This is a genomic window from Dokdonia sp., from assembly GCF_039945015.1.
GTDB lineage: Bacteria > Bacteroidota > Bacteroidia > Flavobacteriales > Flavobacteriaceae > Dokdonia.
In genome coordinates this window covers 168,166-193,025 of the sequence record NZ_JBDUXP010000021.1, presented here as the reverse complement: position 1 = coordinate 193,025, position 24,860 = coordinate 168,166, and the positions used below count along the sequence as shown (strand labels likewise).

General features: G+C 33.1%; 20 protein-coding genes. 10 read left to right on the top strand and 10 right to left on the bottom strand.

Going from position 1 to position 24,860, the window contains the following annotated elements; genetic code table 11:
* Positions 1–3: 3 nt before the first annotated feature.
* The 6 genes from ABJD27_RS17085 to ABJD27_RS17060 form a co-directional block, all read right to left on the bottom strand.
* Positions 4–1,074 carry an efflux RND transporter periplasmic adaptor subunit gene (locus ABJD27_RS17085; protein WP_348161919.1) on the bottom strand — a complete coding sequence of 357 codons (1,071 nt, stop codon included), beginning with the start codon at positions 1,072–1,074 and terminating at the stop codon, positions 4–6.
* Between the two features lie 3 nt (positions 1,075–1,077).
* Complete coding sequence (locus ABJD27_RS17080; protein ID WP_348161921.1) at positions 1,078–4,224, bottom strand: efflux RND transporter permease subunit; 3,147 nt, start codon at positions 4,222–4,224, stop codon at positions 1,078–1,080.
* A gap of 179 nt (positions 4,225–4,403) precedes the next feature.
* Positions 4,404–5,387, bottom strand: a complete 984-nt coding sequence (locus ABJD27_RS17075; RefSeq protein WP_348161923.1) for a hypothetical protein — start codon at positions 5,385–5,387, stop codon at positions 4,404–4,406.
* A 223-nt stretch (positions 5,388–5,610) separates the two neighbouring features.
* Positions 5,611–5,877 (bottom strand): hypothetical protein, encoded by a 267-nt coding sequence (locus ABJD27_RS17070; protein WP_348161925.1) that lies wholly within the window; start codon positions 5,875–5,877, stop codon positions 5,611–5,613.
* 254 nt (positions 5,878–6,131) lie between these two features.
* Positions 6,132–6,809, bottom strand: coding sequence for a DNA-binding response regulator (locus ABJD27_RS17065; protein ID WP_348161927.1), 678 nt, complete (start codon positions 6,807–6,809; stop codon positions 6,132–6,134).
* 375 nt (positions 6,810–7,184) lie between these two features.
* Entirely contained in the window at positions 7,185–9,233 is a 2,049-nt protein-coding gene (locus tag ABJD27_RS17060) for an HDIG domain-containing metalloprotein (protein WP_348161929.1), read from the bottom strand.
* Between the two features lie 350 nt (positions 9,234–9,583).
* Here ABJD27_RS17060 and ABJD27_RS17055 point away from each other — a divergent pair, with 350 nt between their 5' ends.
* Both ABJD27_RS17055 and ABJD27_RS17050 read left to right on the top strand, forming a co-directional pair.
* Positions 9,584–10,762, top strand: coding sequence for an acetyl-CoA C-acyltransferase (locus tag ABJD27_RS17055; RefSeq protein WP_348161931.1), 1,179 nt, complete (start codon positions 9,584–9,586; stop codon positions 10,760–10,762).
* Between the two features lie 25 nt (positions 10,763–10,787).
* Positions 10,788–11,537 (top strand): C40 family peptidase, encoded by a 750-nt coding sequence (locus tag ABJD27_RS17050; protein WP_348161933.1) that lies wholly within the window; start codon positions 10,788–10,790, stop codon positions 11,535–11,537.
* Between the two features lie 209 nt (positions 11,538–11,746).
* On the opposite strand, the gene ABJD27_RS17045 is transcribed toward ABJD27_RS17050, so the two are convergent.
* Positions 11,747–12,337: a hypothetical protein gene (locus ABJD27_RS17045; protein WP_348161935.1), complete on the bottom strand. Its 591-nt coding sequence runs from the start codon at positions 12,335–12,337 to the stop codon at positions 11,747–11,749.
* The gene (locus ABJD27_RS17040) at positions 12,334–12,840 is read right to left on the bottom strand and encodes a sigma-70 family RNA polymerase sigma factor (RefSeq protein WP_348161937.1); all 507 of its coding nucleotides are present in this window, start codon (positions 12,838–12,840) and stop codon (positions 12,334–12,336) included. Before ABJD27_RS17040 ends, ABJD27_RS17045 begins: the two co-directional genes overlap by 4 nt.
* Before the next feature lie 174 nt (positions 12,841–13,014).
* On the opposite strand from ABJD27_RS17040, the gene ABJD27_RS17035 reads away from it, so the two are divergent.
* The 8 genes from ABJD27_RS17035 to ABJD27_RS17000 all read left to right on the top strand — a co-directional run bounded on the left by ABJD27_RS17035 (position 13,015) and on the right by ABJD27_RS17000 (position 20,641).
* Entirely contained in the window at positions 13,015–13,377 is a 363-nt protein-coding gene (locus tag ABJD27_RS17035) for a VOC family protein (protein ID WP_348161939.1), read from the top strand.
* Positions 13,378–13,472: 95 nt separating this feature from the next.
* On the top strand, positions 13,473–14,312 hold the full coding sequence (locus ABJD27_RS17030) for a Sir2 family NAD-dependent protein deacetylase (RefSeq protein WP_348161941.1): 840 nt from the start codon (positions 13,473–13,475) through the stop codon (positions 14,310–14,312).
* Positions 14,313–14,460: 148 nt separating this feature from the next.
* A complete protein-coding gene (locus ABJD27_RS17025; RefSeq protein WP_348161943.1) occupies positions 14,461–15,405 on the top strand; it encodes a LuxR C-terminal-related transcriptional regulator in 945 nt (314 codons plus the stop codon).
* Between the two features lie 101 nt (positions 15,406–15,506).
* Complete coding sequence (locus tag ABJD27_RS17020) at positions 15,507–15,932, top strand: VOC family protein (protein ID WP_348161945.1); 426 nt, start codon at positions 15,507–15,509, stop codon at positions 15,930–15,932.
* A complete protein-coding gene (locus ABJD27_RS17015; RefSeq protein WP_348161947.1) occupies positions 15,913–16,299 on the top strand; it encodes a hypothetical protein in 387 nt (128 codons plus the stop codon). Before ABJD27_RS17020 ends, ABJD27_RS17015 begins: the two co-directional genes overlap by 20 nt.
* A 74-nt stretch (positions 16,300–16,373) precedes the next feature.
* Positions 16,374–17,900 (top strand): arylsulfatase, encoded by a 1,527-nt coding sequence (locus tag ABJD27_RS17010; protein WP_348161949.1) that lies wholly within the window; start codon positions 16,374–16,376, stop codon positions 17,898–17,900.
* Positions 17,901–17,974: 74 nt separating this feature from the next.
* Positions 17,975–19,060 (top strand): serine hydrolase domain-containing protein, encoded by a 1,086-nt coding sequence (locus ABJD27_RS17005; RefSeq protein ID WP_348161951.1) that lies wholly within the window; start codon positions 17,975–17,977, stop codon positions 19,058–19,060.
* Positions 19,061–19,309: 249 nt separating this feature from the next.
* Positions 19,310–20,641, top strand: a complete 1,332-nt coding sequence (locus ABJD27_RS17000) for a sulfatase-like hydrolase/transferase (protein ID WP_348161953.1) — start codon at positions 19,310–19,312, stop codon at positions 20,639–20,641.
* 202 nt (positions 20,642–20,843) lie between these two features.
* Here ABJD27_RS17000 and ABJD27_RS16995 read toward each other — a convergent pair whose 3' ends face one another.
* Positions 20,844–22,121 carry a tetratricopeptide repeat protein gene (locus ABJD27_RS16995; RefSeq protein ID WP_348161955.1) on the bottom strand — a complete coding sequence of 426 codons (1,278 nt, stop codon included), beginning with the start codon at positions 22,119–22,121 and terminating at the stop codon, positions 20,844–20,846.
* Positions 22,122–22,183: 62 nt separating this feature from the next.
* Positions 22,184–24,739, bottom strand: a complete 2,556-nt coding sequence (gyrA, locus tag ABJD27_RS16990; protein ID WP_348161957.1) for a DNA gyrase subunit A — start codon at positions 24,737–24,739, stop codon at positions 22,184–22,186.
* Positions 24,740–24,860: the final 121 nt, after the last annotated feature.

The following is a 24,860-nucleotide window of genomic DNA, read 5'->3' as shown; positions in this document are numbered from 1 at the left end:
TCCTTACCTATTTTCTATTATTAATCTACTACTCACACTAGCACCATGAGAAAGGTTAAGATTACCAGCAACTATAATTGTATCTCCTATTTGGACTCCATCTTTTAACGCATAATGCGTACTATTTTCTCCAGTAATAGTTACATAATTCCATTTTGCTAATCCTTTATCTACAGTAAACACCAACTCTCTATTAGAGCGTAGTACTAAGGCTTGTTTTGGTATAACAACGACATCTTGAATAGGAGAATTAATTAATACTTTAACATTCATGCCATCAAGTAATCTAGAGTCTTTTGATGTAATTAAAGCCTTAATGGCGATCAACCCATTTTTATCTATAAATGGATTAATTTCACTTATTTTTCCAGTATAAGATATACTTGTATTGACAAAAGGGTGGATACTAACTTCTTGATCTAATGATATTGCATTAAATTCTCCTTCCAAAACACTAAAGACTACTTCCATATTTGTATCAGAAATTAAAGTGCAAAAAACGTCACTAGAGGTAATATAATTTCCAGTTTTTGATTCAAGATTAGCCACCACTCCAGAGAAGGGAGCTCTTAAAATAGTTTGATTGTATACTAATTGGGAATTTTCGAGGGTATTGGACGCTTCCTGAATGCCACTTTTAAATTTTATGTTTGTAAGAATTTTAGCATTGATGTCTGCTTCTTCTTTATTACTAACACCAAAATTAATTTTTTCTTCTTCTAGTTGACTTCCAGCTTTATCTAGAGCTATCTGAGCTTTATCTACCGCATTTTTGAGTAACTCATTATCTAGGTAGGCTAAAATTTCTCCTTTTTGAACTCTTTGACCATTTCTTACATTAATATGAGCAATGCGATTTCCTGTTTTAAATCGAAGTTCTCCTTTTTTTAAGGCTTCTGTTTTGCCATTAGCAATGATCTGCTGGTTAAAATTTTGATCTTGGATAACTCGAGTAGATACTTGAATAGTAGACGCACTATTAGAAATCGGATTAATTTCTTCAATGGTAGGGCTCTCCTTCTTGCAATTGCAACATAAAAGAGTAATAAAAATATAGGTTATGATTCTTTTCATGGCTTAACTAATTTCATAATTAACATTACAACTCTTTACACTAAACATAGGGAGATACAATAAGATTCCTATTAAAGAAAAAAAGAGCCCTCCAATGGTGCCTACCCCTAAAGCAAACCAAAACACCTCATGTTGTCCATCCTTTATAAAAGGAATAAAACCAAGGATCGTTGAAAGAATAGTTAAGAGAATAGGAAATATTTTTTGTTTGAATGCTTGAATATAGTTTTGTAATGATTGTGTAGTATTCTCACTTTTCATTAATCTATTAAAATCATTTACAATAAAAATGGAAGCATTCACAGTAATACCGCTTAGTAATACAAGGCTGGCTAAACCTCCCTGATCAAAGTTAAAACCAAACAAATAAAATGTAAGAAAAACACCTATAAAGGATATAGGAATAACACTAAGTATAATAAAGGGTTGTTTAAAGCTTTCAAATAAAATGGCGCAAATTGTATAGATAATCCCCAACACCAATATTAATAGCCAGACATATTGGTTGTCTTCTTTGTCCTGTAATAGAAGCCTACTTGAAATATCACGTTCAAAAGAAAACCCTAAAGGTAATTGCCTGTTTACTTGATGCAAAGTTTTAGTCAGAAATTTGTTTCCAAGCTTTGGCGAACCTGTATATTGAAACTTTACTATACGCAAATACTCTTGATTCTCTTTGTCTATACTCTCTTCTTCTCTTTCTTTTTTTATGAAAGCCATTTCTTTTAATGAACTAGGAGATGATAAACTATCCAACGGACTATTTTTAATATGCCAAATATCAAATAGTTTTGCTTCTTCTGCTTCAAATCGCACAGGAGAAGACAACCCATTAATTGTAAGATTAATGGATTGTTGTTTTTGTAGGGTTACATTTCTTAATTCATTGACCAAAAGTTGTGGAGACAAGTTCTTTAAAGCGAGTTGTTCTTTATTTAAAGTAAAACGATATTCATAATTTGGTGTTCGTCCCCATGAGTTATTATCAGTGATTTGTACTTTTTGTACTCGCAGATGCTTTTCTAATGAAGTTTTTAAACTATCTGCCCAACTATTTAATTGATCATAATTATACCCTTTAGCTAAAACACTAAAGTTCACCGGGTCATTCAAACCTCCTCCATTATCAAACCCTTTACCAACTCCATAAATATTCCAATCTATCCCTCCAAAATCTAATGCCTTTCTAATTAACCTCGATTTTAAAACAAAAGGAAAACTAGAAGTAGCATAACTATCTTTAAATGTAATTTCAACACGTGCAAAATCTTCACTTGTAACTTGGGTAGTATATTGTTTTATTTCAGAAAACGTGTTTAAATAATTCTCAAGCCCGATAAAAACATCATTCATTTGGTGTACTGTAACTCCCTTTTCCATAGCAGCAGTAATAAATAGTCTTGTTTCATCATTGCGTCTATAGTTAGCATTTTCAAAAACATAATGAGAGAATAATCTAAAACTACCTCCTAAATATGTGTCTAGGTATGGGCGAACTTCTTTTCTATACCATGGGTTCCCTATTGTAGCATTATAGGTCTTTTCATACCAAGTATCATTCTTTTCTAAGGTTTGAGGAAGTAAAAACATTGGAATCCCAAAAACAAATACGATAAGCACAATAGCCCATTTCTTAAAACGGAGACAATACTTCAACAAACGCTCATAATTATAATAAAACCACTCTTTTCTTTTTTTCGCTTTAAGCGAAATAGTACGCTCTTTTAATTCTATTTTTTCCAGAAGAGCTGGAATAAGATATAAAGCAATACAAAGAGAAATCCCGAGATTGATAATGATTACTTTGGCAAAATCAATCAGATTTACTTTATATGTTTCATCCAAGAAGTTAATAATACTAAGTGCTCCTATAGTTGTAAGTGTAGATGCTAGTATAGGAATAAACACTTTTTTATTCTTTTGATGTTTAAGATGATCTATCATGACAATTGTATTATCTATGATAAGACCAAGAGATATTGTCATACCTGCTAGCGAATACAATTGGATTTCAACGGCAAAAAAGTAATAACACAAAAAAGCAATACCAATGGTAGCAACTAGCCCTAAAACGCTTATTAACAGGTATTTAAAATCTCCACTTATGATAAGGATAAATAACAATAGTATAAGGATTGTATAAAAACTCCGCTCATATATCTTACGTAATTCATTTTGGAGGTATACTGTCGTGTCCTGTGTTTTAACAATATCAACCCCCTTAGGCATCGTTTTTTTAATTTGATCAATACTCTTTTGAACTTCATTCTTAAGTGCTATTGTATTTGCTTTTTTAACAGCATACAGCGCCATCGTGATGGCATTTTTTCCATTAATACGATAATAGTTTGTAGCTTCTTGTTCTTGCTCTTTTATAGACGTTATTGCATCTAAATGTATGATACGTCCCCCTACCTTTTTAACTGGAATATGCCAGTTTAAAGAAGATTCATCTGGATATATAGCTATGGTAATAAATTGATCTTGATAGTGTAACTCACCTAACGAAGTACGCTCATAAGTTTGTTGCAAAGCAGTGATCAAATCTTGTTTGGTTACTCCCAATGTTTGCAACTCATTTTGTTTATAGGTAATTAAAAACTCTTTAGGTTGAGCCCCATAAACTCGTACCTGATCTATAGTAGAGATTCCTCCTATAATAGGTTCTATTTGCGTTTTGACAAGGTCTTGAATCTCAAATGGAGCTAATGGAGCATGAATGCTATAGGACATAAATGCGCGAGCTTCATTATCATCTGGTCTATTTATACGTATCCTAGGGTAACTCACTCGATCGGGCAACTGCTTATACAATTGCCGAATAATAGTAGCTGTTTCAAAACGTGCAATATCAAGATCTGTATGCTTATCAAAATTGAGAGTGATATAACCGTTATTCTTAGAAGAACGAGAGGATTGTTTTTCAAGCCCTCTTAATGTAGCAAATCCTCCTTCTAAAACAGAAGTAATATCTCGTTCTAAAGTATATGGAGAAGCATTAGGCCAACTATAACTTACTGTTATTGAAGGTAAGGTATTACTAGGATTCAATTTTACAGACAATTTTGAGATCACAAAAAAACCTAGCGCTGTACATATCCCAGTAATAATAATTATTTTAAATGATGATATTTTATAGACAGAACTCATTTGTTATCCAAAAAGATTTTCTTAATTAAAAAATAACATCTTAATATGCTTTTACTGGTATTCAAAGAGGGTGCGCTTTCGCGAAAGCATACCTCAACTTCAGTATATTAAACACGTAAATGATCTAGTATGAACTAAAAGAAAAATAAGTAATCAAAAAAATGAATCAATAAAAGTTGTTAGAGTTGAAATTTTACAACATTTCCACGAGTACGATCAAAGGATAATAAACTAGAATCATTTACACATAGTGTTGTATACCAACCATCACCTAAGCCCAACATGTTAAGTATTCTTAGTGTCCCATCCTTATTGATTTTTATTTCTAACACTTTATTAGAACTTGGACCTTGTTCATTTTGTAATGTCAACAAAACATATAATGTGTCTAAAAATAAATAAGCATCTGTAGCAAGTATATAATAACTATTATCCTCTGTAGGATTCCTTTTTAATACATCCAGATGTTCTTGAACTAGCGGTAGATTACCGTAATCCATCTTAGATAGTACGTTTTTATTGAGATCATAAAATACGATTGTAGGCAAATTGTCAGACACGGTAATAATGCCATTAGAATGCATAAGCACATGGTTGTAATTTTTGATCAAAGTCTGGCTTAAGTTTGGAAAATCGTAAATCTCTCCAAAAGAAAGGATTTCATCGTCAGACTTATAATGACTTACACTATTTAATGACTCTGGATTTGAAAAATAAAAAGTGTTATCTAATGTTCCAAACCGTAACGGAGTTCCTGAACTAAGAATTATTTGTGGATTTATCGTTTCGACATGCTCATTCTCTTTAAATACTTCTACCGTCTGTTTACCATCATTAATAACGTACACAAAGTCATCCGAAACTTTGATACTACTCGCACCATTGAATTCTCCAGGTCCTTCTCCACCTGTACCTGCCGTGTTTTTAAGTGTTAAGTCTTCATCAAGAATTAGTATTTCGTTTCTTGAATAGTCTGTTAGATAAAATTGATTATGCTTAAAGTCAATAGAGCGAATATCAGAAATAAAGGAGTCATCAGAAAGCCTACTAAGTTCTGTTTCTATGGCTAGCGTAATAGTATCAAATTCTGCTTTAGTATTAGAAGTAGAACAAGAATAATACAAAAATAAAAACCCGGATAATAACACTAATTTTAATTTCATGAGAAGTTGAGATGTTTAGATTAAACAATTCTAGAAGTAGTTTATACAAAGCATGCACTACGTTTGCAGTCAAGTCAATGAGATTTGTAGTACTATGATTTGTTATGATAATAGATCAAACCAAATGAATTCCACAAGTGAACTAATTTGTATTAAAATTCATTTGGGTTAATCTATTTTTTAAAAATTAAATGATTCTTGTAAATCTTAACTTATAAAATGATTAACAAGGATCAACTGGAACTGCATCAGCTTTACACACCTGCGCTACACCATCACAAGTTACTGAGTTAGGGGTTGATGTACAGGACTGTTTACCCGTGCACTCAAGTTTGGTACCATCTGGGCAATGAGTAAATGCATAACATGACCATTCAACTGGTACAGCCTCCTCTGCATCTACTTCAACATGTTGTTGAAGAGACATAAGTGTAAAACTTCCTAAAAATAATGCTGCGCCAAAAACAAGGCTTAAAACTCTATTCTTCATAATATAAAAGTGTATAATATACCTACTCTAGTAAGGCTTTTCGGTTTCCGCCCTTATGCAACCTGATCAGATAATTCAAGTTAAATGTATCCAAATACTAGAGTATTTACAAAGCAAAACACTTACCATAAGTAGTTGTTTTGCATATAGTTACAATTTAATTAGCATGTAATATCATTTTTTAAGTAATGTAAATTGCAATTATTTTCAAGCAAATGAGATACTATAATTAAGATGAGAAACCATCATATCAATTAAATAAATCCATTCTCTTTTGCTTTTAGAATTAACTCGCGATCTCCCTCATGATCTACATCAAAATTAACTTTTAGTAAACGTTTGCGTTTTTCAATACCTGCCTTAGAAAATGGTAAGATCATTAATAGATCTTTCATGCGCGCTCCGTTAGACAACTCATGAAGTAATCTAATATCATATTGATCTAAAGTAAGATCGCTGTGCATCTTTTTCCGTAAAAGATTAATGATTTTTTGACTGTAAAATGTCTGTTGATCTAGCACCAATTTTAAGGCATTAACTAAATCATCAAAAGTGATATCATTCTTAACTAAAAAACCATCTGGATTTATGCTTTTTAAGATATTACTCAACCGTAAATTGCTCAATAGTGATGTAATTACAATAATCTTAGCATCTGGTAATGACTTCCTTATTTTTATCCCTAAGTCTTCTCCAGACATGATATTATTCTCAATATCTTTAGGTACTTGAATATCTAAAAAAACAATATCAATTTCTTTCTTTGCAAATGCATTTTTAATCTTTTGATATGCAGAAATACACGTTTTTGATATCTCAATAGAAAAATTGGTGTTTCCCAATTCTTTCATCACTTGCGTTATGGCATTTTTATATACATCAATAATAAGTTGATGATCCTCAATTATTAAAATATTAACAGCCCTCTTCATATCTCATAAAATGCTACTATCGTCATTTTTAATCTAAATGGAGGTATTATAAAGTACAATGGAAAGATTAATTCATTCTCAAAAACGTCACTTAATACCTGATAGTCATATACTTATTATTATAAAGGTCTATATATTTTTTGGATACTTGAGGGTGTTATATGTCGTCATTTATGAATGAAGGGGTGGTAATAATAATGATTATTGATTAATACAATGCTTTGCTATAAAAACATGTATAACTATTTATTTATCAATAGTTAACCTTAAAAAATTATAAGATATATTCTTAAACACCACATGGTATTTCCAAAATGCGTAGTATAGAGTGTGTGCCTTTAATAGATTGTAGATATTATCACATCAACGCACCTCTTACTCTGGATATTCTATACGTAGGTGGTAGATATTATTAAGTTTTCTCTTTAAGACTTTTTTCACCTGTTGGATTTCTTTAAAAGTGATATCTGCATTGAGGTACTGCCCATCATCCATTTGCTTTTTTATGATCTTTTCTACAAAAGAGTCGATAAGCATAGATGTAGGATTCTTCAAGCTTTTACTCGCTGCCTCTACACTATCTGCCATCATCAGGATAGCTGTTTCTTTACTAAAGGGCAATGGTCCTGGATATTGAAAATCACTAGCGTTTGCATCTTCATGCACTTCCTTTTCTTTCATAAAAAAGTAATGTACTGTGCTAGTTCCGTGATGAGTACGTATAAAATCAATTACACGATCTGGAAGTTTATTTTTACGTGCAATCTCAATACCATCTATCACATGATCAATAATTATACGAGCACTTTCTTTAGGAGAAAGCTCATCGTGTACATTAATTCCTGTAGCTTGATTTTCGGTGAAGTCGGTTGGGTTATTCATTTTCCCTATATCGTGATACAATGCTCCTACTCTTACAAGCATCGCATTTGCCCCTATCTCATTGGCAGCAGCCTCACTTAAGTTGGCTACATTTAGACTATGGTGAAAAGTTCCTGGTGCATCATCTGCCAGTTGTTTTAATAACTTAGAATTGGTATCAGAAAGTTCAAGCAAAGACACATCACTTACAAGTCCAAAAATCTTCTCATAAATATAAATAAGAGGTTGTACAAATAAAGTAGCAAGACCTGCTAGGATAAACATCCCCAAATTTTCCCACTCCAACGTATTAACACCACCTTGGTGAATGCTATTAAAAGCAAAATAAGCAATGATATAAATCAAAGTGATCTGACCTACGGAGATAAAAAGATTGGCTCTTTTGTAGAGTTCTTTCACACTTAAAATAGTCACAATACCCGCAATTACTTGTAAGAAGAAATATTCAAAACTATCAGGTACAATAAACCCAAGTAATAAAATCGTAATCACGTGTGTAAACAATCCTAATCGAGCATCAAAAAATGCTTTAAGAATCAATGGCAGAATACACAACGGTACTACATACACATAGGCAGCATTATACTTTACTACAGCTGTAGTAAGCAATACCATTAGAAGTACATTAAAAAAGATAAAAGTGATCCTCGTATTATTCTCATATACTTTAGGGCGATAATTACGTATAAACAACAACAACATGACAAGTGCCAGAACAACCAGAACAATGTAGCCTACTACAATCCAATTATACCGTGAGTCGCTATAGTTTTGTGTTTCATATTTCGCTTTAAGCGAAATCATTTTCTGTAACGCTTCCCCTTCTACAGGTTCTCCTCTAGCAATAATCCGGCTTCCTTGTGTCACAACACCACGTGTGGGAGAGAGTACAGATAACTCCTCCTCTATCGTATTCTCGGTAAGGGTTGGATTGTATTGTGTATTGGGTAAAATACTATCATAATACAACTGTAAGAAAAGATTCTTATGTTCAGGAAAACGACTATCGTCTAGTTGACGTTGTAATAAAGAAGGCACGTCACTTGCAATATGTATTTGACTAAGATTGATTTGTGTAACCTCGCTCCCTTTCTTTAAGTATGCCAATCGGTTATTTTCAAAAGCAGGTTTTTCCTGTATGATTCCGCTTTTATACACATCTTCAAGAAGAGTACGCCCAAAAGACTTTAGTCTGAATTTTGATTCGTTTGTAAATAAAGAATCTATAAAAACAGCATCAAAAGAAGTATTGTATCTCGCTATCGCGTCTGACACGACATTTTGATCAAAGTCAAAATATAAATACGCTTGTGCTCGTATATCTGCCCGTTCTTTTTCTAAAGCCTCTTCACTTTTTAAAATGGCAAAATCCTCATCGGCATATAAGTTTTCATATCCCCACGGAAATCCTTTCTGAAAATCATATTGAAATTTCCCACTTTTAGGCAAAAAATAAACAATAAGGACCGCACTTACTGCAAGGAGAAGTAACTTATAAAGTAAATCTTGATTCTTATAAAACGCTTTTGTAAATCTAGCCATTGTTGTATTCTAACAAAGCTAAATTAGTGAAATTTTACTCGGCGCTTTGATACTATTTTCGCTTAAAGCGAAAACCTACTCAGACGTCTTATATTCTGTACAGCCGAAGCAATTCTCAAAGCAACTAGAACATACATATATAAAAGGATGCTGTATAGAAAATGCAGAAAAATCCAGAACCTACAGGATAGCAATTCTTTATTTTATAATCTGCTGTAAGGTACGCCTCAAAACCCTAACGAACTTCCTAACAAAGTATGTTATTAAAACAAGCCAAATATCATGAACAAATATGCTAAATTTTAGTACTTTCGCGTTGTGATTATTTGACATCATAAACACTATTTTATATGAGTAAAAATGTAGTTATTGTTGCTGCCGTACGTACACCCATCGGAAGCTTTTTAGGAAGTCTTTCATCTGTATCGGCAAGTAAACTAGGAACTGTTGCTATTAAAGGGGCAATGGATAAAGTACAATTAGACCCCTCATCTGTAGATGAAGTATTGATGGGTAATGTTATACAAGCTGGTGTAGGACAAGCACCAGCAAGACAAGCTGCTATCGGAGCTGGGATTCCAGACACGGTACCTTGTACAACTGTAAATAAAGTATGTGCCTCAGGAATGAAAGCAGTGATGCTAGGAGCACAATCTATTATGCTAGGAGATAACGATATTGTTATTGCTGGTGGAATGGAAAATATGAGTCGTATCCCACATTATGTAAACTTACGTAACGGTCATAAGTTTGGACCACAAACGATGATAGACGGGATGCAAAAAGACGGCCTTGTAGATGCCTATGATGGCAATGCAATGGGAGTTTGTGCAGATAAGTGTGCTGTAGGTCATGAGTTTTCTAGAGAAGATCAAGATGCCTTTGCGATTCAATCGTATGAGCGTAGTGCTGCAGCTTGGGAAGCAGGAAAATTTGATAATGAAGTTGTACCAGTTGCGGTACCACAACGTCGTGGAGATGATGTAATCGTTGCAAAAGACGAAGAATATGGAAACGTACGTATGGAAAAAATTCCTGCGCTACGTCCTGCTTTTACAAAAGACGGAACCGTTACTGCTGCAAATGCATCTACCATTAATGATGGTGCTGGAGCGGTTGTCTTAATGAGTGAAGAAAAAGCAAAAGAATTAAACCTTGAGCCACTTTGTGTGATCAAAGGATTTGCAGATGCTGCACACGAACCAGAATGGTTTACTACAGCGCCTTCAAAAGCATTACCAAAAGCACTTGCAAAAGCTGGTGTTACACAAGACGATGTAGATTTCTTTGAGCTTAACGAAGCCTTCTCTGTAGTAGGTCTTGCAAATATGAAGATCCTAGGTCTGACTGATAAAAATGTAAACGTAAACGGAGGAGCCGTATCATTAGGACATCCATTAGGATGTAGTGGTGTGCGTATCTTGATCACGCTTATCAATGTACTAAAACAAAATAACGGAAAGTTAGGAGCTGCAGCCATTTGTAATGGTGGTGGTGGTGCCTCTGCTATGGTTATAGAAAACGTTTAATTGTAGTACGATCTAACCTTTTTTTATGCAATACGGAATATGTCATTTAAGTAGTATCCCCATGCGATCAGAACCTTCTGATCCAAGTGAGATGGTTAATCAACTACTTTTTGGTGAGATTTTTAAGGTTCCTGAAAAACGGAAAACTTGGAGTCGCATCCGCCTTGCTCATGACAATTATGTCGGTTGGATAGATAACAAACAATATAGAGAGATTAGTGAGGAGGAGTACGCTTTCGCGAAAGCGCAAACCCCTATTCTTATTTCTGATCCTGTACAATTTGTCTCAAACGCGCATGGCCAGTTACAAACGGTCTTGCAAGGAGGTTCCCTTCACGCAATTCACTTGCTAGAGAGTACCTATGATGGGCCATCCCTATCTGGAAAGAAAGATAAAAACTTGCTTATAGATACAGCGTTACAATACCTGAATACTCCCTATTTATGGGGAGGTCGTACCCCATTTGGGATTGATTGTTCTGGATTTACACAAATGGTCTATCGCCTTAATGGGCATAGGCTTCTACGCGATGCATCTGATCAAGCAACACAAGGAGAAGCGTTAAGCTTTATAGAAGAGAGCGAACCTGGTGATCTTGCCTTTTTTGACAATGATGAAGGAACGATTGTTCATGTAGGTCTTATCATGGAAGACAACTATATCATACATGCCCACGGCGAAGTACGTGTAGATAGACTCGATCATTCTGGAATTTATAACGTACATCAAAAGAAACATACGCATAAACTACGTGTGATTAAAAAGGTGGTGTAATCTTATCTCAATACTATTTAAAAATCTCCAATACTTTATTGTATTGGAGATTTTTTTGTTTGTAATTGCCAAGTTGAGCTTGTTGAAATCTTTTTTTTATAACGATTTCAAAATACTATTAAGTTGAGTAGTTTTGACAAGTTCAGTTTGATATTTATCAATCTTATGCAACTAATAAACTTAATTTAGAAAAAACTAGATAACCTATATCATTCTTCTAAACTTTCAATCAATTCATCAATTCTATTAATTCTTGGTATAATTTCGTTTTTTACTCTTCTTTTACTTAAATAATATTCATAAACTCCTACTCCGACCAAAGCCATAAATGCGATGACTGCAAAATAACGCGCTAAAGGTTTCTCCCAAAGACTAACAAAAAACAAAATAAGTATTGGGTAAATAGTCAAAATTGCCCAATTTAATGAGGTTTCAAGCAATCTCTTTTGTGCAAGAAGGTAAACTCTAGTTTTTTCCAGATAGTGCAGATAATTTTCTTCTAGGTCGCTCGGTTTGATTTTTTTTATGGTTGACATTCGGACTCCTACATATATTGACCAAACGATTATGAGTACTGATGCAATTTTCACGGAAGTATAAGGAGCCCAATAAGCAATGGCTATAAATATCGGAATCGTTATCAATGCAGAAATAACATTTACTTGCTCTATATATTTCCACCAACGGTGTAAACGTCCTAAACTTGATTGCAATTCTATCATTAATTTAGATTTCTCAAATTTTAATCGTTCCTGATTACTGGACGATTGCCAGATATTAATTAATTCCTCTTCTATCATAATAGTTTATTTATACAGTTTAATAATTTAGATTTTATTCGTTTAACCTTTACGGCTACATTATTTTCAGACACTCCTAGAATATTAGAAATTTCTCGATAGGGTAATCCTTCTAAGTATAGTGCAACTATCGCCTTATCTCCTTCATTTAATTTTTTGACACATGCTCTTAGACTCATTAGTTTTTCATTTTCGTCTCCTCTCCTTTCTTCCGACCCAAAATTTTCTATAGTCATACTATCTAGCCTAATGAATCTATGTTGGTTTTTAGTGTATTTGGATTTGAAACGAAGGCAAATGTTTAAGGCAATTCGAAACATCCAAGTACTAAGAGATGAATCCCCTTTAAATGTGGCCATCGACCTCCAAACATGAACCAAAACCTCTTGAAAGAGATCTTTGGCATCTTCATGATCATTAGAATAAATCGAGCAAATTCGATATAGTTTATCCTTATTTTCTTCTAAGGCATTAAGAAATACTAGTTCACGTTCGTTTTTCATTATTAAGGCTTGTCTCTACTATTTTAGTTACAGGTGTATCATAAATATGACACTTTAGTATACTATTTTTTTAAATTCTTTTCTAGTTCTGTGTATACTCGTAAAATCCTATGGACTTTCCTCTAACTCATTTTCTTTTACTAATTTAGGCCTAACCTATATAATAATATAAACATGCTAATAGACATTCATCCCAAATTACCAATGCGTGATAAAAAAATTACGAAAGAATTTTACATAAATAAATTAGGGTTTAAAGAATTTGGGAGTACTGACTTTGAAGGTTATTTGATGATAGAAAAGGACCGAATTCAAATTCACTTTTTTGAATTTAAAGAACTAAATCCAAAAGAGAACTATGGAATGGTCTATATTAGGGTAGAGAATATTGACGATTTTTATCAATCATTATTAGATAAAAAAACACCTATACATCCTAATGGATCACTAGAGATTAAACCTTGGGGACAAAAGGAATTTTCTGTGCTTGATCCAGATAGTAATCTATTGACATTCGGACAAAGTATTATGGATTAAAAAACGGGCTGTTAATGATGTTATACAGAATTACTTATTTTCATATTGTTTATCCCTTTTTTATTAAGTTAGTTGCATAAAATGTTCAAAATAGTTTGAAAAACATTGAGTTAAAAAATATAATTGAGGAAGTATTTAAAAAAGAGAAGAAAAATAAATTCACTTTTTTGACTGGAGCTGGAATATCATCAGATAGCGGAATTCCAACTTACAGAGGTTCTGATGGGATTTGGGTTAAAGGAACGAAGTTTCACAAACCTGAAAAATTTGGGACTTTTGAATATTTCTATAAAAACCCTGAAGAAGTTTGGCAATACACCCTTTTTAGAAAACGAATGTTAGAAAATGCCAAACCAAATCAAAGCCATAAAATAATTGCTGATATTGAAAATGACCTGAAAGACCGATTTCAATTAATAACTCAAAATGTTGATAATCTTCACAGACGTGCTGGAAGCGAAAGATTATTTGAAATACACGGCAACTATCGTGAAGTAAAATGCTCTGCATCATGTAGCGAAATAAGACCTATGCCACCCGAATTAAAAGGCAAAGAACTCACAGAGGATCTATCACAAGAGGAAATAGACGCTTTAAAATGCCCAACTTGTGGTGCTTGGATGCGCGCAAATATTTTATGGTTTGATGAATATTATGATGAGAAAACCAATAAAGTTGATAGCTCATTAAGAATTGCTAAAAATACTGGAGTATTATTTATAATTGGAACTTCTGGTGCTACTAGTTTACCCATGCGAATAGCGAAAACGGCATTACAGTTTGGAGGATATATTGTCGATATTAATTTAGAAGACAATTTATTTTCTGATCACTTATCAACTAAAAAGAACAAACTTATTTTACGTGGAAAAAGTATTGATTTTTTACCTGAGATTAGACATCTAATAAAAAATTGCGTAGATCAACATATATAAAAATAATTATAAGATTGTAAATCTGAATACGTATTAATTTAGGAGATTAGCACCATTTATATACTATACTCCAATATCATATTGACAAACATTTAAAATGTGATCAACATCTTAATATCCTCTTTTTTCTATACTTTAGTTCTTAATAATGAACGATAAAGATTATTTTTCTCATTTATATGAAATAGCGAGTCACCTTAACAAGGAATATTCTCTAGATTCTGCACTTCGTAAATCTTTAGAAAAGACCGTAGAAATTCTAGATGTAGAAACAGGTTGGTTTTGGCTTACGGAACCAAACAATAAATCGGTATACCTAGCCGCCTCCCATAATTTACCACCTGCATTAAGTCAATACCCTGAGAGATTATCAGGTTGGTGTTATTGCATACAGCAATACTTATCAAACGATATTGATCAAGCAGTAAATATTAGCGAAATAGCATGCTCCCGACTAAAAGATATTAGTACTGGCACGAAAGGATTGAAATTTCATGCAACTATCCCTATAACAATAAACGGTCAAAAGGTAGGGCTCATGAATTTATTAAGTAAAGAAACACGGCAATTAGAAAAAAAGGAACTTACCATTTTAAACACCATTAGTGAATTGATAGGGACTGCTATTCAGCGCACCAGATTACAACAATCGTATTCTCATAGTAAAGCCTCTTCTAGAACAACTATTCAAAATGTATTAAAGCGAGTTTTCTATCCGCAAATGGATGCGATAATATCAAATCTAAATGAAAGCCAAAATGGTAACAAAAACAAAGTAAATGAAGCACTAGAAAAAGCGAAAGACTTACAAGATCAACTTTCGCTATTACTCAAAGAAACTGAGGAGAATGAAATGGTGGATTTTAAGAAAAAAGAATTGCAATATCCAGAACCGCCACTTACCAAGCGTGAATTAGAAGTATTAAATCTGGTAAAAAAAGGGTTTACTAATAACCAAATTGGCAAACAATTATTCATAACCGAACGCACTGTTAAATTTCATGTTACTGCTATCCTATCAAAACTTGATGCAGGAACTCGTACCGAAGCTGTAGATATTAGTTTAAAAAAAGGACTGATTCAAATTTTATAACTAAAACCTGTACCATAGTACAGTTCATATTCTGTACTTAAGTCTGTTTTATATACTATTTACTATTGTGATATTTGTTTAAATACTAAAAACAACATATTATGAGAACACAGAATATATATTTAGAACATGCCAATATTACGGTTAATGATTTACAAAAAGCAATTCATTTTTTTCAAACTGCTTTTCCTCATTTCAAGATACGTGGAGGCGGTGGTGATGGCTATGAAACAAGAAAGTGGGTTCATCTAGGAGATGAGGATACATATATAGCTATTAATCAAGCTAGGCAGAATGATATAAAAGTGGACAATAATTACGATAGCATTGGGATAAATCACCTTGGATTTGTAGTGCAGGATGTGGAAGAAATAACTAATAACTTACTGAGTAACGGCTACAAAAGAGATTACCCAAAACAGATTGAGCAATTTAGGATTAGAGATTATTTTACTGATGCAGACGGAAATCAATATGAATTTATACAATACCTAAGTGACGTAGTAAATGAAAAAAACAGCTATTAAAAACCTCTTGCGTGAAGATCTCGTAATAGTGAATATTAAAAAATATCCAAGCGATAATCTATTGGAGTTTTTTTTTGGTCAATGGGATTCTATCTTAACAGTAATCTACTTTTTCATGTTTAGAAAAAAAAATCAATTAATAATAACACCAAATCGAATTCTGTTTTTAATTAGACAAAAAGTAGTTAACGATATTAAAATTATAAAAGATTCGAGATTTCACTTTGATTTTAAAAGACCCAAAATTGAAATTTTGAATCAAGGATTACCAGATCAAGTAATTATTTTGGAAAAAATGAATTTATCGGATTCTGAAAAAAATAGAATCCTATCTAAACTCAAGAAATCAAAATTAGTATTAGAGTAAACGCTATATCTTTTTAGTATCTTAGTACAGATACAACTTACCACGTACAAATGCACTAACGATAATTGAAAACTATGAAAAAAATAGTTATTCTAATACTATGCAGTTTTACACTATTGAACTGCTCTACTGAAAAAAAAACAGAACGTGCTCCAAATATAATTTACTTTCTAGCTGATGATCTCGGTTATGGTGAAGTAGGTGTTTATGGTCAAACCATTATTAAAACACCAAACATTGATGCACTTGCAAATAATGGTATGATGTTTACTCAACATTATTCTGGAGCACCCGTCTGCGCACCTGCACGTTATGTTTTTTTAACAGGAAAACATACTGGTCACGCATTTATAAGAGGCAATGATGAATGGAGTGAACGTGGTGATGTTTGGGACTATGAGAAAGCTTTTCTTGATCCAGGTTTAGAAGGCCAAAGACCTATTCCAGAAAATACGGTCACATTGGGGGATCAATTAAAGAAGGCTGGATATAAAACAAGTATTTTAGGCAAATGGGGATTAGGCGCACCAAAAACTGATGGAATACCAAACCTTCAAGGATTTGATTTCTTTTATGGATATAATTGTCAAAGACAAGCCCATAACCTATACCCAGCTCACCTTTGGGAAAATACAGATAAAGTATTATTAAATAATGAATTAGTCGCTCCAAGGACTAAATTAGATTCTCTAGCTGATCCGTATAATGATGAAAGCTATTCAAAATTTAATCAAGAAGAATATGCACCTCAAAAAATACAACAAAAGGCCTTATCCTTTATAGAAAAAAACAAAGATGATCCTTTCTTTATGTATTATGCATCACCTCTACCTCACCTACCCTTACAGGCACCTAAAGAATACGTAGATAGATACAGGAAAATTTTAGGAGACGAAGAACCATATATTGGAGATGATAGTTATTTTCCAAATAGATATCCCAGAGCTACATACGCTGCAATGATTAGCTACTTAGATGACCAATTAGGAGAAATTGTTGAATTACTTAAGGAAAAAGGAATTTATGAAAATACAATAATCATCTTCTCTAGTGATAATGGTCCTACATATTTAGGAGGTGTTGATTTTGAATATTTTGAGAGTTCAAAGCCTTTTTCAAACGGTTATGGACGGACAAAAGGTTTTGTATATGAAGGAGGAATTCGTATTCCCTTAATAGCTAGTTGGCCTAATCATATCAAACCTGGTACGAAAAGCAATCATATTTCAGCATTTTATGATCTAATGCCTACCATATGTGATATTGCAGGTATTGCGCCTCCTAGTAACATTGATGGGGTTAGTTTTAAACCTACACTACTTGATCAAAATCAAAAAGAACATGAATTTTTATATTGGGAATTCCCAAGTTACAATGGTCAGCAAGCTGTTAGAATTGGTAAATGGAAGGGAATTCGAAAAAATATTTTTGATGGAAATTTAGCTGTTGAATTATATGACCTTGAATTAGATCCAACAGAAAAAACAGATGTATCCAGTCAATACCCCGAAATTGTTGAGGAGGTAAAAAAAATAATGCTTGACGAACATGAACCAGCTGAAAATGAAAAGTTTAAGTTCAAAGAGTTAGGAGACTTATAACATCTACAATATACACATGTAACCTAGTCTATCTTTTATTAGTCTTACTATAAATTCTTTACATCTTAGAACACATGAGAATAAACAACATCAACTTTTTTTTACTTATAACAGTATCTCTATGCATACTAGGATGTAAACAAAAACAGGAAGACAATAATGAACCACAAGTAGCAGAAAAAATTGATGCAATCCTTGGTGGATTGCATAAGGAAGGGAAGTTTAATGGAAACGTTTTAGTCATTAAAGACGATCATAAACTCTATGACAAATCATTTGGCTATGCTAACAGTTCAAAAACTCAACGGTTATCAAGTGATTTTAGATTTGGCGTAGGATCCATCTATAAAGAATTTCCTGCCGTTGTTATTATGCAACTTGCAGAAGAAGGTAAACTTACCATCGATGATACGATACAAATGTATCTCCCAAATTTTCCTAGCTGGTCTAGAACTATAACCATTAAGAATTTATTACAGTATTCAAGTGGGTTACCCAGAATCGATTTTGGAAAATACTTTTCGGCAAATGAATTAATTAGTGATACAGATATAATACAAGATCTGATGAATATTCAGGAATTAGAATTTCAACCTGGTACTGATTATATCTATTCAAATAATAACCCATTTCTATTAATAAAAATCATTGAAAACGTAAGTGGTCAGAAGTTCAATGAATATGTACAAGAAAAACTATTTACTCCCCTTCATATGAAGAATACTGTATTTAAAGAAAGATACCCCTATGAAGATATTACAACTATGGCAGTACCTTTTAATACTGATCTTGAACAAGATAATTACAAAATAAGTGCGCCAAACTTATTATTAAGTACTACTACTGAAGATTTACATTATTGGATAAAAGCATTACATTCTTATACTATTATTAAAAAAGAGTCCTTACTTTTCCTAACAGAAACAGCCCAGATAGAAGATAGAGATATGCAAGCTCCTCTTGGTAATTCTCTAGTAAATAATCGTCAAATAAAGGAACACACACATCACGGTTCTATGGGAAATTATGAAGGTCTCATACAACATTTTAATTCAGAAAACCTATCTATCATCATCTTAACAAATCAAAAAAACAGTAATGTTTTTGATATTTCTGAAAGGATAAAAAAAATCATTAACATTGATTTAATAAAGCAATAACTGCAATACATTACAATAAATGCATTTCTTAACATAGTATACAAAACATCATAGATTTAAAAAACAATGAATACGCATCCGTTATTAAAATATTTTACTAAAGAAAGTTATTAATGCCAAACAATCTACATGCAATCTGTCCTTTCATAGAAACCCTAACTAAATATTACATAAAAATTTAAAAAAATAAAATCTATTAAACTATTGGTTTATTTATTGGTCTAATTTTCTGTATACTCTATATAAGGAATGAAAAAAGACATAAAAAAAATTAGTTTATTAATAATTGTAGCATCAATCATTTTATTTGGGTGCGATAATGATGAAACTACTATTACAGAAGAGGCCGATACTGAAGAGAGTGTAACACCTCCTTCTACTGCACCAAATATTTTACTGATAATTGCAGATGACATGGGGAAAGATGCCACAGTAGGATTTTCAGAAGGAAATATTAAACCTAATACCCCAAACATAAATAACATAAAAAACTCAGGAATTACATTCAATAATTGTTGGGTATACCCTACTTGTTCTCCAACCAGAGCTTCCATCATTACAGGAAAATACGGATATCGAACTGGTGTAAAATGGGCTGGTGATGAACTTAGTAATTCAGAAACTACAATACAGCGATACATTGATCAACAAACCAATGATGCATATGAAACAGCTATTATTGGGAAATGGCATTTATCAGGAAATGGAATGGTTTCTAATCCTGAATTATTTGGAATCGATTACTATACTGGATTAAGCGGAGGTGCTGTTCAAAGTTATTATCAATGGCCACTCACAAATGATGAACAACAAACAATAGAGACCAGTTATATTACTGAAAAGTTTACAGATTTATCTATAGACTGGGTAACCGCTCAAGACAAACCTTGGTTTCTATGGTTAGCATATACGGCACCACATACCCCATTTCATGCGCCTCCAGTTGAAATGCATTCTCAAGGTAACTTACCAGACTTCGTAGATGGGATGGATGAGTTACCTTATTATTTAGCCGCGATTGAAGCAATGGATTATCAAATTGGACGTCTTTTGGAAAGTATTCCTGAAGATGAGCTAGAAAATACTGTGATCATATTTATAGGGGATAATGGAACTCCTAATCAAGTAGCGCAATTTCCATATTCAAATTTTTCTGCAAAAGGGTCTTTATATCAAGGTGGTGTTAACACTCCTTTATTTGTTTCTGGAAAAGGGGTAAATAGGATTGGTGATACTGATAATAACCTAATTACTAGTACCGACTTATATGCTACAATAGCAGAAATAACAGGGGTTTCTATTACAGAAATTAACGATAGTAAAAGTTTTATGCCACTATTTTCGGAAACTACTACACTTCGAGATTATCAATATGTTGAAAAAAATGATGGAACTAACGATCTATGGGCTATAAGTAATGGACATTATAAATTACTTATCAATGCCAATGGGAATGAAGAGATGTATGATATAATTATCGATCCATATGAAAACAATGATCTACTAGAAGAAACGCTAAGTATAGATCAATTAGAAGCCAAAGCAGATTTAGAAAGTGAACTAATACAAATAAGAAATTAAAACAAAGCCCTATTAAGGAATTATAAAGCGGGACTCTATGTACAGGCACTTAATAGATATGAATATAATCTTGATCTAAAGCACAATAGTTTCTTTGTTCATTTCCCGTAGTATTATTTCGCTTTAAGCGAAAAGAAAATCATCTATAAACTAAAAAAGCTCAACAATTGTTGAGCTTTTTTAGTTTATAGAGAAAGTGGTATTAATTCCCTCCTTCTAGTATTTCCATTTTTGCCTTCATAGTATCTGCTTTTGAAGTTTCCCCCAATTGTTGGTAGATACCATATAATGTGCGAGCTAGTTCTATAGAACGGGCTATTTCTTTTTCATCAGAGCTACGGTATTCTAGTGCTTTCTCAAGAAAAGGAGCTGCATCAGTATATAAACTTTGACGTTTTTCTTTTAATGCATCATACTTATCATAATCAGCACGAGATGTTCCTAAGCTATTCATTTCATCTACAATAGATTTTTCTCCACTAAGAATAATAGCACCTATATTATTATATGCAGCTGCATATTTAGGATTAAGCATTATTGCTTTCTCATAATACTTTCTAGCATCTTCTTTATTTCCTAGTTGATCTGCTCCTACTCCTAAGTTATAATATAGTTCAGGGTTATTAGGATCTTTTTCAAGTACTTGAGAAATTACTTCTTGGTACTTATCCATACGCTTCATCTTTAAGTAGATATCTGCCTCAGAACGTAGTAATACAAGATCATCTGGGTTTTCTGCTCTAGCTGAAGCCATTGCTTCTAAAGCCTTCTCATTTTTCCCTTGTGTCATGTAGATAAGCGCTATATTTTTAGCAATTTCACCTCTTTTAGACTCACTATTTTTCTCAATAGGGTTGATATGAGATTTTGCTAATACCAAAAGATCTCTCTCTTGTTTTGAAGGCACCTGTACTTCTTCACTAGTAGCAACTTCTGTAGCATAATACAATGTTTCAATACCTGTGAAATTAAGGTCTGTTAACTGGTTGTAATACTTTAATGCTGTGTCATAATCTTTTCCATTTACAGAATTTGATGCTGCATAATAGAGATAAATGGTATCATTTTTACTAAAATTATAAGCATCTGCAAGCTTTGTTGAAGCACTTGTATAATTCTGCGTGTTTTGATCTTCTATAGCAGAGTTTATCATTGCAACAACAACATTAGAGACTCCAGATTCTGCCTCTGAGCTATATTTTGTGTCTTTAAGCATATTAAAAGCTGCTGCTGCAACCTTTAGATCTTCTGCATTCTTATTATTTACACCTAGAAAAGCTTTTGCTTTTGCAAGTAAAAAATTGGTCTTTGTCTTTTCGTCCATAGATCCTATTAAAGCTTCTGCAGCTCCAACAAGGTTCTTTGCTTCACCATAGTTTCCATTTTTCAATGCTTTTTCTACGGCTTTAACTTCTTTCTTTTGAGCAAATGCTGAAACGCCAAAAGCAAGGATTATTACAAATAAAAATTTAGTCTTCATTATCTATTTATTTAGTATTAAGGGGTTATAAAATTAATTAAAATTTATTCAACCCCATTTATTTATTCTTCTTCTTCAGAAGTATTTGTATTTGAGGGTGAATCTGCCTGATCTTCAGTTGCTTGCGATACTTCTCCTTCTACACCTTCTGCATCATCGATATCCTCATCAATATCATCTTCTTCATGTTTTACCTTTGCTACTGCTGCTATAGAATCGTTTCCTTTTAAGTTAATAAGCTTAACACCTTGTGTGGCTCTACCCATTACTCTCAAGTCTGCGACTTCCATACGAATCGCTATACCAGATTTATTAATGATCATTAAATCATCTTCATCTGTTACGTTCTTTATGGCTACTAGTTCTCCTGTTTTATCAGTTACAGAAATGGTTTTTACTCCTTTACCTCCACGATTTGTAATTCTATAATCTTCAAGACTACTACGTTTACCATATCCTTTTTCTGAGACAACAAGAATATTACTTTCTATGTCATTTACAGATACCATTCCTACGACTTCATCATTTTCATTTGCAAGAGTTATGCCACGAACACCAGAAGCGCCTCTACCCATAGGTCTTGTCTTGCTTTCTTCAAAGCGTATTGCCTTACCAGACTTAACTGCCAACATCACTTGACTTTCGCCATTTGTTAGTTTTGCCTCTAGTAATTCATCACCTTCCTTAATCGTAATTGCGTTTATACCATTTGTTCTAGGGCGAGAATATTGCTCAAGAGATGTTTTCTTCACTTGACCTTTTTTAGTCGCCATAATAATATAGTTACTATTTACGTACTCTTCGTCCTTAAGGTCATTTGTAGTTACAAATGCTTTTACCTTATCATCTTGTTCTATATTAATAAGGTTTTGAATAGCTCTCCCTTTTGAAGTCTTACTTCCTTCAGGAATTTCAAAAACACGCATCCAGAAACATTTTCCTTTTTGTGTAAAGAATAGCATGTACTGATGATTTGTTCCTACAAATAGGTGTTCTAGGAAATCTTCATTACGAGTTGTAGATGCTTTTTGCCCTACGCCTCCTCTATTTTGTGTTTTGTATTCTGTAAGTGACGTACGTTTTATATAACCCGCATGAGATATGGTAATTACCACTTTTTCATCTGGGATAAGATCTGTAATACTTACATCACCTCCTGCATATTCTATTACAGAACGACGCTCATCTCCATATTTTCTTTGTACTTCTAGAAGCTCATCTTTGATGATAGTCATACGACGTTCCTTATTTGCTAAGATGTCTTTAAGATCTTCTATAGTCTTCATAATCTCTTCAAACTCTGCACGTAACTTGTCTTGTTCTAGACCTGTTAACTGGCGTAATCGCATCTCTACAATAGCTTTTGCTTGTATTTCAGAGAGTTTGAAACGTTCTATAAGGTTTGCTCTTGCTTCATCTGCATTTGAACTTCCTCTTATGATTGCAATTACTTCATCAATATTATCGGATGCAATAATTAATCCTTCAAGGATATGTGCTCTATCTTCTGCTTTTTTAAGTTCGTATTTTGTTCTACGTACAACTACTTCATGACGGTGCTCCACAAAATGATGGATCATGTCTTTAAGGTTAAGCATCTCTGGTCGTCCATTTACTAGTGCAATGTTATTTACACTAAAAGAAGATTGTAATGCTGTATACTTATAAAGCGTGTTTAATACAATATTAGGAATACCATCTCTTTTTAAAACATAAACGATACGCATTCCGTTTCTATCGGATTCATCACGTATAGCAGAAATACCATCAAACTTTTTATCGTTGATCATATCTGCCGTTTTCTTGATCATATCGGCCTTATTTACCTGATATGGTATTTCAGTAACGATAATACACTCACGTCCTTTTACTTCTTCTATAGTCGCTTTAGCACGCATTACAACACGTCCTCTTCCTGTTTTAAAAGCCTCTCTTACACCTTCATACCCATAAATAGTTCCTCCAGTAGGGAAATCAGGAGCTTTTATGTGTTCCATAAGCTCATCGATTTCTATATCGTTATTCTCGATATAAGCAACCGTACCATTTACAACTTCTGTTAAGTTATGAGGAGGCATATTTGTAGCCATTCCTACTGCAATACCTGATGCTCCATTAATAAGTAATCCAGGTACTCGTGTAGGTAATACTTTAGGTTCATATAGCGTATCATCAAAGTTAAGTTGATGATCTACAGTATCTTTATCAATGTCTGCAAGCATATCCTCAGATATCTTGCGCATACGTGCTTCGGTATAACGCATTGCTGCTGGACTATCTCCATCTACAGATCCAAAATTCCCTTGCCCATCAACAAGCATATAACGTAAACTCCATTCTTGAGCCATACGCACCATGGCGTCGTATACAGATGTATCTCCGTGTGGGTGATACTTTCCAAGTACTTCCCCTACGATTCTTGCAGATTTCTTATGAGCTCCTGTTGCACGTATACCTAATTCGTGCATACCAAAAAGTACTCTACGGTGCACAGGTTTAAGACCATCTCTTACATCAGGTAAGGCGCGTGACACAATGACCGACATCGAATAATCGATGTACGCTGATTTCATTTCGTCTTCAATATTAATTGAGATCAGTTTTTCTCCTCCTGCCATATATAAATTGATTAAATTTTTATCACAATTTTACTAGCTAGCAATATACCGAATTTAACGGGGTTTTATAGGTATATGCTTTCGCGAAAGCGGACTATTTATTAACAATATTTAACAAGGC

What these genes read in the sequence shown, in the direction of transcription:
- ABJD27_RS17020 (WP_348161945.1), top strand. Translation starts at nt 15,507, where the DNA reads ATGAGAACACAGAATATATATTTAGAACATGCCAATATTACGGTTAAT.
- gyrA (WP_348161957.1), bottom strand. Translation starts at nt 24,739, where the DNA reads ATGGCAGGAGGAGAAAAACTGATCTCAATTAATATTGAAGACGAAATG.
- ABJD27_RS17050 (WP_348161933.1), top strand. Translation starts at nt 10,788, where the DNA reads ATGCAATACGGAATATGTCATTTAAGTAGTATCCCCATGCGATCAGAA.
- ABJD27_RS17035 (WP_348161939.1), top strand. Translation starts at nt 13,015, where the DNA reads ATGCTAATAGACATTCATCCCAAATTACCAATGCGTGATAAAAAAATT.
- ABJD27_RS17065 (WP_348161927.1), bottom strand. Translation starts at nt 6,809, where the DNA reads ATGAAGAGGGCTGTTAATATTTTAATAATTGAGGATCATCAACTTATT.
- ABJD27_RS17070 (WP_348161925.1), bottom strand. Translation starts at nt 5,877, where the DNA reads ATGAAGAATAGAGTTTTAAGCCTTGTTTTTGGCGCAGCATTATTTTTA.
- ABJD27_RS17075 (WP_348161923.1), bottom strand. Translation starts at nt 5,387, where the DNA reads ATGAAATTAAAATTAGTGTTATTATCCGGGTTTTTATTTTTGTATTAT.
- ABJD27_RS17040 (WP_348161937.1), bottom strand. Translation starts at nt 12,840, where the DNA reads ATGAAAAACGAACGTGAACTAGTATTTCTTAATGCCTTAGAAGAAAAT.
- ABJD27_RS17085 (WP_348161919.1), bottom strand. Translation starts at nt 1,074, where the DNA reads ATGAAAAGAATCATAACCTATATTTTTATTACTCTTTTATGTTGCAAT.
- ABJD27_RS16995 (WP_348161955.1), bottom strand. Translation starts at nt 22,121, where the DNA reads ATGAAGACTAAATTTTTATTTGTAATAATCCTTGCTTTTGGCGTTTCA.
- ABJD27_RS17060 (WP_348161929.1), bottom strand. Translation starts at nt 9,233, where the DNA reads ATGGCTAGATTTACAAAAGCGTTTTATAAGAATCAAGATTTACTTTAT.
- ABJD27_RS17010 (WP_348161949.1), top strand. Translation starts at nt 16,374, where the DNA reads ATGAAAAAAATAGTTATTCTAATACTATGCAGTTTTACACTATTGAAC.
- ABJD27_RS17080 (WP_348161921.1), bottom strand. Translation starts at nt 4,224, where the DNA reads ATGAGTTCTGTCTATAAAATATCATCATTTAAAATAATTATTATTACT.
- ABJD27_RS17025 (WP_348161943.1), top strand. Translation starts at nt 14,461, where the DNA reads ATGAACGATAAAGATTATTTTTCTCATTTATATGAAATAGCGAGTCAC.
- ABJD27_RS17005 (WP_348161951.1), top strand. Translation starts at nt 17,975, where the DNA reads ATGAGAATAAACAACATCAACTTTTTTTTACTTATAACAGTATCTCTA.
- ABJD27_RS17000 (WP_348161953.1), top strand. Translation starts at nt 19,310, where the DNA reads ATGAAAAAAGACATAAAAAAAATTAGTTTATTAATAATTGTAGCATCA.
- ABJD27_RS17045 (WP_348161935.1), bottom strand. Translation starts at nt 12,337, where the DNA reads ATGATAGAAGAGGAATTAATTAATATCTGGCAATCGTCCAGTAATCAG.
- ABJD27_RS17015 (WP_348161947.1), top strand. Translation starts at nt 15,913, where the DNA reads ATGAAAAAAACAGCTATTAAAAACCTCTTGCGTGAAGATCTCGTAATA.
- ABJD27_RS17055 (WP_348161931.1), top strand. Translation starts at nt 9,584, where the DNA reads ATGAGTAAAAATGTAGTTATTGTTGCTGCCGTACGTACACCCATCGGA.